This is a genomic window from Paraburkholderia sp. J69-1, from assembly GCF_905220255.1.
Lineage (GTDB): Bacteria > Pseudomonadota > Gammaproteobacteria > Burkholderiales > Burkholderiaceae > Paraburkholderia.
In genome coordinates, this window is record NZ_CAJMZG010000012.1 from 199,223 (window position 1) to 213,880 (window position 14,658).

Here is a 14,658-nt window from a genome sequence, read left to right on the forward strand (position 1 = left end):
CGCTTTTAATTGTCAGATATAGACAGAGGTCGCTCCATGCGCGTCGAACGGGTTCCATTCCGCCTAATCAGCTTCGCGACGGCTGCCGTTGTGCTCGCAGCCTGCGGGCAAAAGCAGTCGGCGCCGCCGCCGCAAACGCCCGAAGTGGGCGTCGTTACCGTCCAGTCCACCACTGTGCCGGTCGTCTCCGAACTCCCCGGCCGTACCAACGCCTTCCTCGTCGCGCAGGTTCGCGCGCGGGTCGACGGCATCGTGCTGCGCCGCGAGTTCACCGAAGGCTCGGTCGTGAAGGCCGGTCAGCGCCTGTACAAGATCGATCCGGCGCCGTACATCGCCACGCTCAATAACGCCAAGGCCACGCTCGCGAAGGCCAAGGCCAATCTCGTTACGCAGAACGCCCTCGTCGCGCGCTACAAGGTGCTCGTCTCGGCCAATGCGGTGAGCAAGCAGGACTACGACAACGCCGTGTCCGCGCAAGGCCAGGCACAGGCCGATGTCGATGCCGGCAAGGCCGCCGTCGACACCGCCCAGATCAACCTGGGCTACACCGACGTGCTCTCGCCGATCACCGGCAAGGTGGGCATTTCGCAGGTCACGCCGGGCGCGTATGTGCAGGCGAGCGCAGCCACGCTGCTGTCGACCGTGCAGCAGATGGACCCGATGTACGTCGACCTGACGCAATCGAGCCTCGACGGCCTGAAGCTGCGCCGCGAGATCGAAGACGGGCGCCTGAAGACCAATGGCCCGGACGCGGCCAAGGTCTCGCTCGTGCTCGAAGACGGCCGCACGTACTCGCAGCAGGGCAAGCTCCAGTTCACTGACGTCACGGTTGACCAGACCACCGGCTCGGTGACGATCCGCGCCCTGTTCCCGAACCCGGACCACGTGCTGCTGCCGGGCATGTTCGTGCGCGCGCGCATCGACGAAGGCAACAACGACCACGCGATCCTCGTGCCGCAAATCGGCGTCCAGCACGACCAGAAGGGCCAGGCGACGGTGATGGTCGTCAACGCCAGCAACAAGGTCGAGCTGCATCCGGTCGTCACGTCGGCTTCGATCGGCCAGGACTGGGTGGTCGATAGCGGTCTGAATCCGGGCGATCGCGTGATCGTGCAGGGCACCGAAAAGGTCAAGCCGGGCGCTCAGGTCAAGGTCGTGGACGCCAAGCTGCCGCCGCCGCCCGCACCGGGCGCGCCTTCGGCAGACCAGGCGACGGCATCGGGCTACGCAAGCGCAGGCGCCGCATCCGGCGCGTCGGCTGCTTCCGCACCCGCTGCCTCCGCCGCGCAATAACAGGGAGCCTGCTTCATGGCAAAGTTCTTTATCGATCGCCCGATTTTCGCGTGGGTGATCGCCATCATTCTGATGCTGGCGGGTGTGGCGTCGGTGTTCACGCTGCCGGTCGCGCAGTATCCGACCATCGCGCCGCCGTCGATCCAGATCAGCGCGACCTACCCGGGCGCGTCGGCCAAGACGGTGGAAGACACGGTCACCCAGGTGATCGAGCAGCAGATGAGCGGTCTCGACCACTTGCTGTATCTGTCGTCCACGTCCGATGACTCGGGCACGGCTACCATCACGCTGACGTTCGCGGCGGGTACCAACCCGGACATCGCGCAGGTGCAGGTGCAGAACAAGCTGCAGCTCGCCACGCCGATTCTTCCGCAGGTGGTCCAGCAGCTCGGCATCAAGGTGACGAAGTCGAGCAGCAGCTTCCTGCTGGTGATGGCGTTCGTCTCCGAAGACGGCAGCATGACCAAGTACGACCTCGCGAACTACGTGGCGTCGAACATCGAAGATCCGGTCAGCCGTATCGACGGTGTGGGTACGGTCACGCTGTTCGGCTCGCAGTACGCGATGCGCGTCTGGCTCGATCCGAACAAGCTGAACAACTTCAGCCTCACGCCAAGCGACGTGACGGCCGCGATCACCGCACAGAACGTGCAGATCGCGGGCGGTCAGCTGGGCGGCACGCCGTCGGTGGCGGGTCAGTCGTTCCAGGCGACCATCACCGAATCGACGCTGCTGCACACGCCTGAAGAGTTCGGCAACATCCTGCTGAAGGTGAATCAGGACGGCTCGCAGGTGCGTCTGAAGGACGTGGCGCGTATCGGTCTGGGCGGCGAAAACTACAACTTCGACACGAAGTACAACGGTGCGCCGACCGCCGGTCTGGGTATTCAGCTCGCCACGGGCGCGAACGCGCTGCAAACCGCGAAGCTGGTTCGCCAGAAGATCGACGACCTCTCGAAGTACTTCCCGCACGGTCTGGTCGTGAAGTACCCGTACGACACCACGCCGTTCGTGCGCCTGTCGATCGAGGAAGTGATCAAGACGCTGCTGGAAGGCATCGTGCTGGTGTTCCTCGTGATGTACCTGTTCCTGCAGAACCTGCGCGCCACGCTGATCCCTACGATCGCGGTGCCGGTGGTGCTGCTGGGTACGTTCGCGATCATGGCGGCGGTGGGCTTCTCGATCAACACGCTGTCGATGTTCGGCCTCGTGCTCGCAATCGGTCTGCTGGTGGACGATGCGATCGTGGTGGTGGAAAACGTCGAACGGGTGATGGTGGAGGAGGGCCTGGGGCCGAAGGAAGCCACACGTAAGGCAATGGGCCAGATCACCGGCGCACTGGTAGGCGTGGCGCTGGTGCTGTCGGCGGTGTTCGTGCCGGTGGCGTTCTCGGGCGGTTCGGTCGGCGCCATCTATCGTCAGTTCTCGCTGACGATCGTGGCGGCGATGGTGCTGTCCGTGCTCGTCGCGCTGATTCTGACGCCGGCGCTGTGCGCGACCATCCTCAAGCCGATCCCGCAAGGCCATCACGAAGAGAAGAAGGGCTTCTTCGGCTGGTTCAACCGCACGTTCGACAAGAGCCGCGACAAGTATCACAGCGGCGTGCACCACGTCATCAAGCGTTCGGGCCGCTGGCTCATCATCTATCTGGCCGTGATCGTCGCGGTGGGCTTCCTGTTCGTGCGCCTGCCCAAGTCGTTCCTGCCCGATGAAGACCAGGGCACGATGTTCGTGATCGTGCAGACGCCTTCCGGCTCGACCCAGGAAACCACGGCGCGCACGCTGGCCAACATCCAGAACTATCTGCTCAACGACGAAAAATCGATCGTCGAGTCGACGTTCACGGTGAACGGCTTCAGCTTCGCGGGCCGCGGCCAGAACTCGGGTCTCGTGTTCGTGCGGATGCGCGACTACAAGGAACGTCAGCACGCGGACCAGAAGGTCCAGGCGCTGGTGGGACGAGTGTTCCAGCACTACGCGGGCTACAAGGACGCGATGGTGATTCCGGTGAATCCGCCGTCGATTCCTGAACTCGGCACCGCTTCGGGCTTCGACTTCGAACTCCAGGATCGCGGTGGCGTGGGCCACGAAAAGCTGATCGAAGCGCGCAACATGCTGCTCGGTATGGCCGCGAAGGACCCGTCGCTGGCGCTCGTGCGTCCGAACGGCCTGAACGATACGCCGCAGTACAAGATCAACATCGACCGCCAGAAGGCTGAAGCGCTCGGTGTGACGGCGGCATCGGTCGACCAGACGTTCTCGATCGGCTGGGCTTCGTCGTACGTCAACAACTTCCTGGACGTCGATGGGCGGATCAAGAAGGTGTACGTGATGTCCGACGCGCCGTTCCGCATGACGCCGAACGACCTGAACACCTGGTACGTGCGCAACAGCGCGGGCGGGATGGTGCCGTTCAGCTCGTTCGCGAGCGGCCAGTGGACCTACGGTTCGCCCAAGCTCGAGCGCTACAACGGTATCTCGGCGGTGGAAATCCAGGGTCAGGCGGGCGCGGGCAAGTCCACGGGTCAGGCAATGACGGCCATGGAGCAGATCGCGGCGAAGCTGCCGGCGGGTATCGGCTACGAGTGGACCGGTCTGTCGTTCCAGGAACGTCAGTCGGGTTCGCAGGCGCCTATCCTGTACGGCATCTCGATCCTCGTCGTGTTCCTGTGTCTCGCGGCACTGTACGAAAGCTGGTCGATTCCGTTCGCGGTCATCATGGTGGTGCCGCTCGGCGTGCTCGGCGCGCTGCTGGCGGTGACGCTGCGCGGTCTGGAAAACGATGTGTTCTTCCAGGTCGGTCTGCTGACCACCGTGGGTCTGTCGGCGAAGAACGCGATTCTGATCGTGGAATTCGCCCGCGACCTGCAGGCGGAAGGCACCATGGGCCCGGTCGAAGCGGCGCTCGAAGCCGCCCGACTGCGTCTGCGACCGATTCTGATGACCTCGCTCGCGTTCATTCTGGGCGTGCTGCCGCTCGCGATCAGTAACGGCGCGGGTTCGGCTTCGCAGCACGCGATCGGTACCGGCGTGATCGGCGGGATGCTGACCGCGACGTTCCTCGCGATCTTCATGATCCCGATGTTCTTCGTGGTGATCCGCGCGAAGTTCGCCGGCGAGAAGGAAGACCCGGATGCGGCGCTCAGGCATTACGAAGAGCACCACGCGCACGACCATGACGCCGATAACAACGGCGGCAACGGTGGCGCAGGCGGCAACGGCGCTGACGGCCCGGGCAAGGAAGGACATTGAGATGCATAAACTATCCGTAATTGCAGGGGCGGCAGCGCTCCTGGCGGGCTGCACGATGGCGCCGTGGTACCACCGGCCGGAAGCACCGGTTTCGCAGACCTTCCCGCAAGGCGGCGTCTACGCGACGCAGCCGGGCGCGACGGACGGCAACGGTCAGGCTGGCCACAGCGCCAACGGCGCGAACGCCACCGAAATCGGCTGGCGCGACTTCTTCGTCGATCAGCGTCTGCAGCAACTGGTCACGATCGCGCTGAAGAACAACCGCGACCTGCGCGTCTCGGTGCTCAACGTCGAGGCGGCGCGCGCGCAGTATCAGATCACGCGCGCCGATCTGTTCCCCGCCATCGACGGTGTGGGCACGGATACGCGCACGCGGGTGCCGAAGAGTCTGCAGACCGCGGCGAACAATCCGTACAGCGTCTACAACGTGGGCCTGCAGGCGTCCTGGGAAATCGACTTCTGGGGGCGCGTGCGCAGCCTGAAGGACCAGGCGTTGGCGCAGTACCTGTCGACGGCCCAGGCGCGCAAGGCGGCGGAAATCTCGCTCGTCTCGCAGGTCGCGGACCAGTACCTGACGATGCTCTCCGACGACGACCTCGTGAAGGTCACGCAGGAGACGCTCAAGACGGCGCAGGACTCGTACAACATCACGAAGGCGCAGTTCGACACCGGCACGGGCACCGAACTCGATCTGCGTCAGGCGCAGACCGTGGTCGAGAACGCCCAGGCCAACCTGCAGGCGCAGATGCGCGCCCGCGCGCAGGCCGAAAACGCACTCGTGCTGCTGATCGGCGAGCCGCTGCCGGCGGATCTGCCGCAGGGTCTGCCGCTCGACGGCCAGAACCTGCTCGCCGATATCCCGGCGGGCCTGCCGTCCGACCTGCTCACGCGGCGCCCGGACATCATGGAAGCCGAAGAAACGCTGCTCGCCGCCAACGCCAACATCGGCGCGGCGCGTGCGGCCTTCTTCCCGAAGATCTCGCTGACGGCGGCGTTCGGCACCGAAAGCCTGTCGCTCGGCGGGTTGTTCAAGGCGGGCACGGCGGCATGGAGTTTCGTGCCGCAGGTCACGCTGCCGATCTTCGAAGGCGGTTCGAACATCGCGAACCTGCAACTCGCGAACGTGCAGAAGCGCATCGAAATCGCCAACTACGAGAAGGCCATTCAGTCGGCGTTCCGTGAAGTGGCCGATGGCCTCGCCGCGCGCGGCACCTACGATCAGCAGATCGGGGCGCTCGAGCGCAGCACCTTCGCGAGCCAGCGCAGCCTGGACCTGTCGGAGCTGCGCTACAAGAACGGCGTGGACAGCTATCTGCCGGTCCTGACCGCGCAGACGACGCTGTACACGTCGCAGACGTCGCTGATCACGGCACGCCTCGCGCGCCTGACCAACCTCGTCGATCTGTATCGCGCACTCGGCGGCGGCTGGATCGAGCACGCGGGCGAGACGCCGCGTCCGGCCGACGAGCCGGTCGATTACGGCGCGGCCAGCGCACCGGCGGCTGCGTCGGCGCCGGCAGCATCGGCAGGCTGAGCGCGCTGTTCGCTGCGCTTTAGCCAGGCCTCAAAGTCAAAACGCCACGGGTGACCGTGGCGTTTTTTTATTTGCGCGCTGCGGGCGAACGTGACGTCCACGCGGCCCAATAAAAAAGGCGTCACGGTTTCCCGTGACGCCAAACCAGCAAAAGGCCCCAGCTCGCACCCTATGTGCGGTGGGGCACCTCTCGCGTCGACTCGGTACGTCGTTCAGTGCGCAGCGGTGCGCTGCATTTCGTGGCCGGCTTCCGGCGCGCCCGGCGCGTGGCTGCCGTCGAGATCGTGGCCGGCGCGGCGGATGTCGCGCTCGGCGGCGCGTTCGCTCTTCACGCCGTTGAAGATGATGTTGAGGATCACCGCCGACACCGAAGCCAGCAGGATGCCGCTATGCAGGATCGGCGACAGCGCCGGCGGCAGTTGCGCGAAGAAGTGCGGCGAGACCACCGGCACGAGGCCGAAACCCACGCTCACGGCGACGATGAACAGGTTGTGCTGGTTCTTCACGAAGTCGACCTTCGAGAGCACCTTGATGCCGTTCGCTGCCACCATGCCGAACATCACGAGACCCGCGCCGCCGAGCACGAAGGGCGGCACCGAGGCCACCATCTGCGCCATCTTCGGGAACAGGCCGAGCACCACCAGGATCACGCCGCCCATCGCGCAGACATAACGGCTTTTCACGCCCGTCACGCCGATCAGGCCGACGTTCTGCGAGAACGAGGTATGCGGGAACGAGTTGAAGATACCGCCGATCATCGTGCCCAGACCGTCCACGCGTAGACCGCGCACGAGCGTCTGCTGATCGACCGGACGCTCGACCATATCGCCCACGGCGAGGAACATGCCGGTCGATTCGATGAAGGTCACGAACATCACGATCACCATGGTGGCGATCGGCAGCACGTGGAACTTCGGCAGACCGAAGTGGAACGGCATGACGAAGCCGACCCACGGCGCGTGCGTGACGCCGTCGAGGCTCACACGGCCCAGCGCCAGCGCAATCGCGAAACCCGCGACGATGCCCAGCAGCACGGAAATATTCGCAACGAAACCGCGGCCGAACTTGTTGATCAGCAGGATCAGCATTAGCACCAGCAGCGAGAGGCCGAGATAGACCGGGTCGCCGTAATGCGGATTACCCACGCCGCCCGCGGCCCAGTTGATGCCCACTTCCATCAGCGAGAGGCCGATCACGGCGATCACCGTGCCCACCACGACGGGCGGAAAGAAGCGCAACAGCTTGCCGATCATCGGCGAAATGACGATGCCGATCGCTCCGGCCGCGATGGTCGAGCCGAAGATGTCGAGAATGCCGAGCTGCGGATTGGTGCCGATGGCGATCATCGGGCCGACCGAGGCGAACGTGCAGCCCATGATGACCGGCAGGCGGATGCCGAAAATCCACAGGCCAAGCGTCTGGATCAGCGTGGCGATGCCGCAGGCGAACAGGTCGGCGCTGATGAGGAAGGCCACCTGATCCTTGGGCAGACCAATGGCGCCGCCGATGATGAGCGGCACGGCGACCGCGCCCGCATACATCACGAGCACGTGCTGGATGCCGAGCGTGAGGAGCTGGGCGAACGGCAGGCGTTCGTCGCAAGGATGAACCTGGTTTGCGCTGCTCTGTCGGGACTGGGCCTGCTCCCTTTCGATACCCTGGGGATGCATGTCGTCTCTCTCCGTCTTCGTTTGGGAATATGGCCTCCAAGGTATGCGGGACGAAAATATGCAACAAGACCGCTGGGGACTATTCCGTGCTTTCCGGGGGCGATATGCGCGCGGGCGCCGCGACGCCGTTTATTGGGGGGAGATCGTGCGTCGATGCGGGCGCGCGGCGATGCTGCGGCGCATCGTGCCGATACGCGCGAGTGCCGGTGTGGCGGCGTTCAGGCCGCTTTTCAGGCGCTGGAATGACGTTTGTTGCTGGCGCGGGCGAGGCGTTGCGATGACATCGGCGTGACGTTTGGCGCCGTGTTGCCGCGATTCAAGTGGATGGCGGGGCGTGTCGCGCATGCGGGCGTGGTTATGATCTATATTTCGTCCGCCGCATGTGAGGCATTTTGCATCGCGAGACAGGCGCACGGGTTAACCCGCGAACAGGCGGCGAACGCGTGCGAACCGGGTCGAATCCGCCTCGATTCATGCGCGCTCGAATTCGCCTGCGCAGGTCGATGGCGACCCGGCTCGCGACCGACCTCGCGACTGACAAATGGTATCGCTATCATGGCTGTTCCGGCCGCCGCGATCCCGCCTTCGACGCGCCGCGCGCGTGCTCTTAATCCTCACTTTTTCGCCTCGCATGAACGCAACGCTCACGCGCTTTCTCGGCATCGATCTTGGCACCGGTTCGCTCAAAGTGGCACTCGTCGATGAGGCGGGCGTCGAGCGCGCCGTCGCGAGCGTCGCTTATACGCTCGATACCCCTGAGCCCGGTTGGGCGGAAATCGACGTCGAGCGCTGGTGGCGCGCGCTAATCGAGGCGTGTGCGCGCCTGCCCGCAAACGAGCGCGCGGCCGTGCGTGCGATCGGCTTCTCCGGGCAGATGCACGGCGTGGTGCTCACCGATGCAGCCGGGCGCGCGTTGCGTCCCGCGATGCTCTGGCCGGATACGCGCGCGCATGGCTTGCTCGACGCGTGGCTCAGCGATACCGAAGCCGATACCGAAGCCGATATCGAAGCCGATATCGAAGCCGATACCGATGGCGTAGCGTCGAACCCGGTCGCGCCCGGCATGGCCGGCCCGTTGCTGCGCTGGGTTGTGCAAAACGAACGCGCAATCGCCGATGCCGCGCGCTGGGCGCTGCAACCGAAGGACTGGCTGCGCGTGCGCCTCGCGGGTGCGGCGCAATCGGCTTTCGTCGCCGATCCCTCGGACGCCTGCGCGACCGCGCTCGCCGCGCCCGACGGCGAGTGGGATGTCGCCCTGATCGAGCGGCTGGGTTTGCCCGCGCGCTGGTTTGCGCCGCTGGCGGCCTCGGGCGCGGCAAGCGGCACGCTGGCCGCCGATGCCGCCGACGCGCTCGGCTTGCCGCCAGGCGTCGTGCTCGCGACCGGCGCGGGCGACACGCCCTGCGCGGCGCTCGGCAGCGGTCTGGCCGAGCACGGCGACGCGCTGCTCACCACCGGCACCGGCGGCCAGATTCTGGTCACCTCGCGCACGATGCCGCCCGCGCGGCGCGGTCTGCATCGCTACCGGTCGGCGAGCGGCGGCTGGTACGCGATGGCGGCGATGCAGAACGTGGGCGTCGCGCTCGAAGCGGCGCGCGGCTGGCTCGCCTACGATTGGGCGCAGGCGTACGACGAGGCGTTCGCCGTATCGGCATCGTCGACGCTGGCGTTCCTGCCTTATCTGAGCGGCGAGCGCTCGCCGTGGCTCGATCCCGCTGCGCGCGGCGGCTGGATGGGCGCAGGACTCGGCGACACGCGCGGCGTGCTGATGCGCGCCGCCTTCGAAGGCGTGGCCTTCGCCTTGCGCGCGGGGCTCGACGCCTTGCGCGAAGCGAACGCCGATGGCCCCGCGTCCATCGCCACGCTCAAGCTCGCGGGCGGCGGTTCCGTCGATGCGCGCTGGCGGCAACTGCTGGCCGATACGCTCGGCGCGCAACTCGATGCCATCGACTGTCCGAACGCGGCCACGCGCGGCGCGGCGCTGCTTGGCGGCGTGGCGTACGGGCATTGGCATATCGACGAACTCGCCGCGCTTGCGCCCGCCGCCACGCGCGTCGCGCAGCCGCGTCATGACGATGCGCTCGCACCGCAACTCGCCCAGCGCTACGCGCGCTTCATCGATCTCTACGGCCGCGTGCGGAGCTGGTTTGCCGCATGAGCGCCCCGAACTTCACTGAACACGGTATCCACGGAGAAACCATGCTGATCCTGATTGAAGAACACGCCTGCTACGACGGCGTGCAGCGCATCTACAAGCACGACTCGGAAACCATCGGCCTGCCGATGCGCTTTTCCGTCTTCCTGCCGCAGCAGGCGCGCACGCAGAAAGTGCCCGGTCTGTTCTATCTCGCGGGCCTGACCTGCACGGAAGAAACCTTCCCGATCAAGGCGGGCGCGCAGCGCTTCGCCGCGCAGCACGGCATCGCGCTGATTTCGCCGGACACCAGCCCGCGCGGCGCCAATGTGCCGGGCGAAGCGGATGCCTGGGACTTCGGCGTGGGCGCGGGTTTTTATCTCGACGCCACGCGCGAACCGTGGTCGACGCACTGGCGCATGGGCAGCTACGTGCGCGACGAACTGCGCGAAGCGGTGACCTCGACGCTGCCGGTCGACGGCGACCGTCTGGGCATCTTCGGCCATTCGATGGGCGGTCATGGCGCGCTGACGCTCGCGCTGCGCAATCCGCAGATTTATCGCTCGGTGTCGGCGTTTGCGCCGATCGCCGCGCCCACGCGCTGCCCGTGGGGCGAGAAGGCGTTCTCGGGCTATCTGGGCGAGGACCGCGAAGCGTGGAAGCAGTACGACGCCAGCGAACTCGTGGCGCACGCGGCGCGCAAGTTCGAGGAAGGCATCCTCGTCGATCAGGGTCTCGCCGATCAGTTTCTCGCCAACCAGCTGAACCCGGATGTGTTCGAAGCCGCCTGCGCGGTCGCGGGCCAGCCGCTCACGCTGCGTCGCCATGAAGGCTACGATCACGGCTATTTCTTCATCCAGAGCTTTATCGAAGATCACATTGCGCATCATGCGCGCGTGCTGCTGAAGTAAGCCGGAGCGGGCGTTGCAGGCACGGAGTCTGATGGAATCCGACCCCGTGCGAAACTTTGAAATCTGGTCAGGTTGGTACTATTATCTGGTCAGATTGATCTTTTTCTGGAGTCCACGGCCATGCCCGCATCTCTTCTCGATCCGAAAGCCAGCAAGGAAACCGCCGAGCGACGCAAGGTCGATTTCCAGGCGGCCGTGAAGGCGATCGCCGCGCGCGTGGGCGCGACCAGCGTGGACACCGCCGGCACGCCCATCTCGGCGTTCAAGACGAATTATTCGAGCGTGCTCAAGCGCGTGAAGTCGGGCTCGGTCGAGATCGTCAACCAGGGCCAGGAGCCGTTCATCATCCTCGGTCTCGATCAGGCTGTCGCGCTCATGTCCAACACGGTCAGCGACCGCACCGTGGCGGAAGTGTTCGCCGGGCTGCCTTCGGTGCCGGCTTCGGGCAAGCTGCCGCGCGACGTGTCCATCGACGCCGAAGATCACTACCGCGTGCCGCGCTAAAGACACGCTCGCGTGCGTGTCCAGCGCGGCATCCGGCACGCCACTCCAAAGACAACTGCAGCGACAACAACAACCCGGGCCGTTCATGCCGAGATTCCTGTTGAGCACCAATACGCTCATCGACATGTGTATCGAAGACACCGCCTCGCGCAAATGGATCGAAGGCGGCGTGAAGGCGCGTGACATCAATCTGAGCGTGATCAGCGTGGCGGCCGCGCGCCAGGTGATCGCCCAGCACAAGACCAGCGAACCGCGCCGCGCGGCCTTTCGCAAGGCGCTCGAAGCGCGGCTGGCGGCGCTCGTCGACGATGGTTCGGTGCTGCTGCCGTTCGGCGTCAACGAGGCCGTCGAGTGGGAGCAGTGGCGCGGCCATCAGCCGCTCGAAATCGAGAAGGGCGGCAAGCGCTATCCGGTTGGCCAGGACACGCGCATGGTGATCGCCACGGCGGTCGCCAACGGCTGCACGCTGGTCGAGCCCGAAGAAACGTACCACCGCGAGCTGCGCAAGCTGCAGGTGGAAGTCGTTTCCTTGCTGGAGGAATAGGGCGTTGGACGACCAGTTCCGGGTGCCCGACGGCCGGCTCACCCCGGCGCCCGTCTGCACGCGCGTGCTGAGCCTGTCGGGCGGCGGCTATCGCGGCCTGTACACGGCGCGGCTGCTCGCGCGCATCGAGGAAAGCGACAAGCTCGGGCGTGGGCCGATCGGCTCGCGCTTCGATCTGATCGCCGGGACGTCGGTGGGCGGCATTCTGGCGACGGGTCTCGCCGTCGGCGTGAGCGCGCGGGATCTCTACGTGATGCTCGCCCAGTGGGGCCCGACGATTTTCCCGAAGCTCTCGCTGCGCACCTTGCGCAAGCTTTTCAGCGAGAAGGTCTATGCGGCCGAGCCGCTCGAACGGGCGATCGTCGCGTGTCTGGACGGCTATGCGAACCAGCGTCTCGCCGATATCGACAAGCCCTTGATGCTCACGACCGTGAGCTGGTCGCTCGGCGAATTGCGCCTGCTGCGCAGCCGCGGGCTCGCGGGCGATGACGCCGATACCTGCACCTTGCTCGACGCCACGCGCGCCACTTCCGCCGCGCCCGCGCATTTTCCGGCGCTGCTGCTCGACGACGACTGGCACGTGGACGGCGGCCTCGCCGCGAATTGCCCCGATGCGCACGCGCTGAATCAGGCGCAGCGGCGCGGCGTGCCGGTGCGCATGTTGAGCGTCGGCACGACCGGCGTGCGTCATCGCAGCGTGCCGAGCCGTCTGCCGCTGCGCGGTCTCGCGTGGGCGCAGCCCGCGCTCGCGCTGAGCATGGAGGCGCAGGCGCGCATGGCGCAGGCGACCTGCGCGCGCGAGCTACAGGAGCGCTATCTGCATCTGGACAGCGATGCAGGCGCCGATCAGGAAGTGCTGCGCGGCCTCGACATCGCCACGCCCGACGCCACGGCGGCGCTCACGCGGCTGGCGGATCAGCGTTTCGATGATCTGCTCGCGAACGCGGATGAGTTGCGGCGTCTGCGTCTGATCATGGGCGACGGCTGAAGCAGCGCGATTCACGTCAAAACGGCGTTGCGCCTTGCGGTGCAACGCCGTTTGCGTGGGTGCTTCAGCGCGACGCGCTTAACGTCGGCGCAGCAGGCTCGCGCCGTAGACCAGCGCGGCGAGGGCGGTGATCCAGAAGCTCGTCGGCCAGTCGGTGTAGAAGGCGAGCGTGACGCCGATCCACGCCTGCGCGAGCGCCAGCAGCGCCGCAAGCACGAGACCGGCGGACAGCCGCGTCGTGAGGTTCTGCGCGGCGGCGGCGGGGCCGACCATCAGCGTGAACACCAGCAGCACGCCGACGATCTGCGTGCAGGCCGCCACGGCCAGCGCCGCGATGGCGAGAAACAGCACGGAAACCAGCCGCAGCGAAACGCCCTTGGCTTCGGCCAGTTCCGGTTGCAGCGAAGCGAACAGCAGCGGTCGCATGATGGCCGCGAGCGCCACGAGGCTTGCCACGGCCAGCGCCGCGAGCGCGCCGAGCGTATCGCGGTTCACGCCCAGCACGTTGCCGAACAGCAGCGCCGTGACCTGGGTGGCGTAAGCCGTGAAGAAGTGCAGAAACAGCAGGCCGAAGCCCAACGCCAGCGAAAGAATCACGCCGATCGCCACATCGCGGCCCGCGAGCTTTTCGCCGAGCGCGCCCATCGAAATCCCCGCGGCGAGCGTAAAGCCGACCATGCCCCACATCGGCGAAATACCGAGCAGGACGGCGCCGGTGGCGCCCGTGAAGCCGACGTGCGAGAGCGCGTGACCCGCGAAGGTCTGCCCGCGCATCACCAGGAAGTAGCCGACGATGCCCGCGAGCACCGCAACGATGCCCGACGCCGCGAAGGCGTTCACCATGAAATCGTAATCAAGCATCGTGCGAATGGCCGTGGGCGTTGTTGTTATGGTCGTGCGAGTGGCCGTGATCGTGGCCGTGCGAACCGTGCGAATGGCCGTGGTCATGATCGTGCTCGTGTTCGTGGTCGTGCTTTTCGACCTCGACATCGCCGGACATCACGAAAATGCGGCCCTTCATGCGCATCACCTCGATGGGCGAGCCGTAGAGGCGCGAGAGCACCGGCGCGGTGATGACTTCATCGACGCTGCCGAGCGCCGCCACGCCATTGCCCAGATACAGCACGCGATCGAGCGCGTTGAGCAGCGGATTGAGTTCGTGCGCCGAGAACAGCACCGCGATGCCGAGTTCGCGCTGCACGCGGCGCACGAGTTCGACCACGCCGCGTTGATGATGCGGATCGAGGCTGATGAGCGGTTCGTCGAGCAGCAGCAGCTTCGGGTCGCCGAGCAGACATTGCGCGAGCAGCAGACGCTGGCGCTCGCCGCCGGAGAGTTCGGACAGCGGCCGATCGGCCAGCTTCGTCGCGCCGACGAGATCGAGCACGCGCGAGACATCGGCGCGCGTGGCGGCGTCGGAGCGGGGCAGGCCCCAGCGATGACCGTCGGCGGCCATCGCCACGAAGTCGCGGCCACGAATGCGGCGGCTGGCCAGCGCCGTGCGCGTTTGCGGCATATAGCCGATCTTCGCGTTGCCGCGCGCCACCGGTTCGCCGAGCACGCGGATCGCGCCGCGCGAGGCGGGCACGAGGCCGAGGATCGAGCGCATCAGCGTGGTCTTGCCCGCGCCGTTCGGCCCGAGCACGCCGATGAACTCGCCCTGGTTCACCGCGAAATTGGCGTCGCGCAGGATCGTGCGATCGCCGAGCGTGAGCGTCACGCCCGCGACCGTGAGCACCGGCTGCGGCGCGCGGTGGCCGGACGGTGTGGACGCCTGATGAGACGCGTGGGGTGAAGCGGGCGCGGCTTCGGTCATTGCTTCGGTTCC

General features: G+C 66.3%; 12 protein-coding genes. 8 read left to right on the plus strand and 4 right to left on the minus strand.

Annotation, left to right across the window (positions count from 1 at the left end; all coding sequences use genetic code 11):
• Positions 1 to 36: 36 nt before the first annotated feature.
• From U5A67_RS22875 to U5A67_RS22885, 3 genes are read left to right on the plus strand one after another with little or no spacing between them, the layout of a single operon-like run.
• Positions 37 to 1,293 (plus strand): efflux RND transporter periplasmic adaptor subunit, encoded by a 1,257-nt coding sequence (locus U5A67_RS22875; protein WP_205983300.1) that lies wholly within the window; start codon positions 37 to 39, stop codon positions 1,291 to 1,293.
• Between the two features lie 15 nt (positions 1,294 to 1,308).
• Positions 1,309 to 4,545 (plus strand): efflux RND transporter permease subunit, encoded by a 3,237-nt coding sequence (locus U5A67_RS22880; RefSeq protein ID WP_205983299.1) that lies wholly within the window; start codon positions 1,309 to 1,311, stop codon positions 4,543 to 4,545.
• A 1-nt stretch (position 4,546) separates the two neighbouring features.
• On the plus strand, positions 4,547 to 6,079 hold the full coding sequence (locus tag U5A67_RS22885; protein WP_321816259.1) for an efflux transporter outer membrane subunit: 1,533 nt from the start codon (positions 4,547 to 4,549) through the stop codon (positions 6,077 to 6,079).
• Positions 6,080 to 6,291: 212 nt separating this feature from the next.
• On the opposite strand, the gene U5A67_RS22890 is transcribed toward U5A67_RS22885, so the two are convergent.
• Together U5A67_RS22890 and U5A67_RS22895 are read right to left on the minus strand one after the other, a co-directional pair.
• The gene (locus U5A67_RS22890) at positions 6,292 to 7,749 is read right to left on the minus strand and encodes a nucleobase:cation symporter-2 family protein (protein ID WP_205983296.1); all 1,458 of its coding nucleotides are present in this window, start codon (positions 7,747 to 7,749) and stop codon (positions 6,292 to 6,294) included.
• Positions 7,750 to 7,878: 129 nt separating this feature from the next.
• Complete coding sequence (locus U5A67_RS22895; RefSeq protein WP_321959741.1) at positions 7,879 to 8,094, minus strand: hypothetical protein; 216 nt, start codon at positions 8,092 to 8,094, stop codon at positions 7,879 to 7,881.
• A gap of 286 nt (positions 8,095 to 8,380) precedes the next feature.
• Between U5A67_RS22895 and U5A67_RS22900 the strand changes: the two genes are divergently transcribed.
• The 5 genes from U5A67_RS22900 to U5A67_RS22920 all read left to right on the plus strand — a co-directional run bounded on the left by U5A67_RS22900 (position 8,381) and on the right by U5A67_RS22920 (position 12,830).
• Positions 8,381 to 9,907, plus strand: coding sequence for a xylulokinase (locus U5A67_RS22900; RefSeq protein ID WP_321816260.1), 1,527 nt, complete (start codon positions 8,381 to 8,383; stop codon positions 9,905 to 9,907).
• A gap of 41 nt (positions 9,908 to 9,948) precedes the next feature.
• Complete coding sequence (gene fghA, locus U5A67_RS22905) at positions 9,949 to 10,794, plus strand: S-formylglutathione hydrolase (protein WP_321816261.1); 846 nt, start codon at positions 9,949 to 9,951, stop codon at positions 10,792 to 10,794.
• Between the two features lie 120 nt (positions 10,795 to 10,914).
• Entirely contained in the window at positions 10,915 to 11,298 is a 384-nt protein-coding gene (locus U5A67_RS22910; protein ID WP_205983293.1) for a hypothetical protein, read from the plus strand.
• Between the two features lie 100 nt (positions 11,299 to 11,398).
• Positions 11,399 to 11,842: a hypothetical protein gene (locus tag U5A67_RS22915; protein ID WP_321816262.1), complete on the plus strand. Its 444-nt coding sequence runs from the start codon at positions 11,399 to 11,401 to the stop codon at positions 11,840 to 11,842.
• Between the two features lie 4 nt (positions 11,843 to 11,846).
• Positions 11,847 to 12,830 carry a CBASS cGAMP-activated phospholipase gene (locus tag U5A67_RS22920; protein ID WP_321816263.1) on the plus strand — a complete coding sequence of 328 codons (984 nt, stop codon included), beginning with the start codon at positions 11,847 to 11,849 and terminating at the stop codon, positions 12,828 to 12,830.
• A gap of 78 nt (positions 12,831 to 12,908) precedes the next feature.
• Here the strand turns inward: U5A67_RS22920 and U5A67_RS22925 are convergent, their stop codons facing one another.
• Together U5A67_RS22925 and U5A67_RS22930 are read right to left on the minus strand one after the other, a co-directional pair.
• Positions 12,909 to 13,691 carry a metal ABC transporter permease gene (locus tag U5A67_RS22925; RefSeq protein WP_205983290.1) on the minus strand — a complete coding sequence of 261 codons (783 nt, stop codon included), beginning with the start codon at positions 13,689 to 13,691 and terminating at the stop codon, positions 12,909 to 12,911.
• On the minus strand, positions 13,684 to 14,646 hold the full coding sequence (locus U5A67_RS22930) for an ABC transporter ATP-binding protein (protein ID WP_205983289.1): 963 nt from the start codon (positions 14,644 to 14,646) through the stop codon (positions 13,684 to 13,686). The genes U5A67_RS22925 and U5A67_RS22930 overlap by 8 nt, the downstream gene beginning before the upstream one ends.
• Positions 14,647 to 14,658 lie beyond the last annotated feature (12 nt).

Excerpts from the sequence above, each read along its gene's own strand:
- U5A67_RS22890 (WP_205983296.1), bottom strand. The coding sequence starts at position 7,749 with ATGCATCCCCAGGGTATCGAAAGGGAGCAGGCCCAGTCCCGACAGAGC.
- U5A67_RS22900 (WP_321816260.1), top strand. The coding sequence starts at position 8,381 with ATGAACGCAACGCTCACGCGCTTTCTCGGCATCGATCTTGGCACCGGT.
- U5A67_RS22930 (WP_205983289.1), bottom strand. The coding sequence starts at position 14,646 with ATGACCGAAGCCGCGCCCGCTTCACCCCACGCGTCTCATCAGGCGTCC.
- U5A67_RS22875 (WP_205983300.1), top strand. The coding sequence starts at position 37 with ATGCGCGTCGAACGGGTTCCATTCCGCCTAATCAGCTTCGCGACGGCT.
- U5A67_RS22885 (WP_321816259.1), top strand. The coding sequence starts at position 4,547 with ATGCATAAACTATCCGTAATTGCAGGGGCGGCAGCGCTCCTGGCGGGC.
- U5A67_RS22895 (WP_321959741.1), bottom strand. The coding sequence starts at position 8,094 with ATGCGCGACACGCCCCGCCATCCACTTGAATCGCGGCAACACGGCGCC.
- U5A67_RS22880 (WP_205983299.1), top strand. The coding sequence starts at position 1,309 with ATGGCAAAGTTCTTTATCGATCGCCCGATTTTCGCGTGGGTGATCGCC.
- U5A67_RS22910 (WP_205983293.1), top strand. The coding sequence starts at position 10,915 with ATGCCCGCATCTCTTCTCGATCCGAAAGCCAGCAAGGAAACCGCCGAG.
- U5A67_RS22925 (WP_205983290.1), bottom strand. The coding sequence starts at position 13,691 with ATGCTTGATTACGATTTCATGGTGAACGCCTTCGCGGCGTCGGGCATC.
- fghA (WP_321816261.1), top strand. The coding sequence starts at position 9,949 with ATGCTGATCCTGATTGAAGAACACGCCTGCTACGACGGCGTGCAGCGC.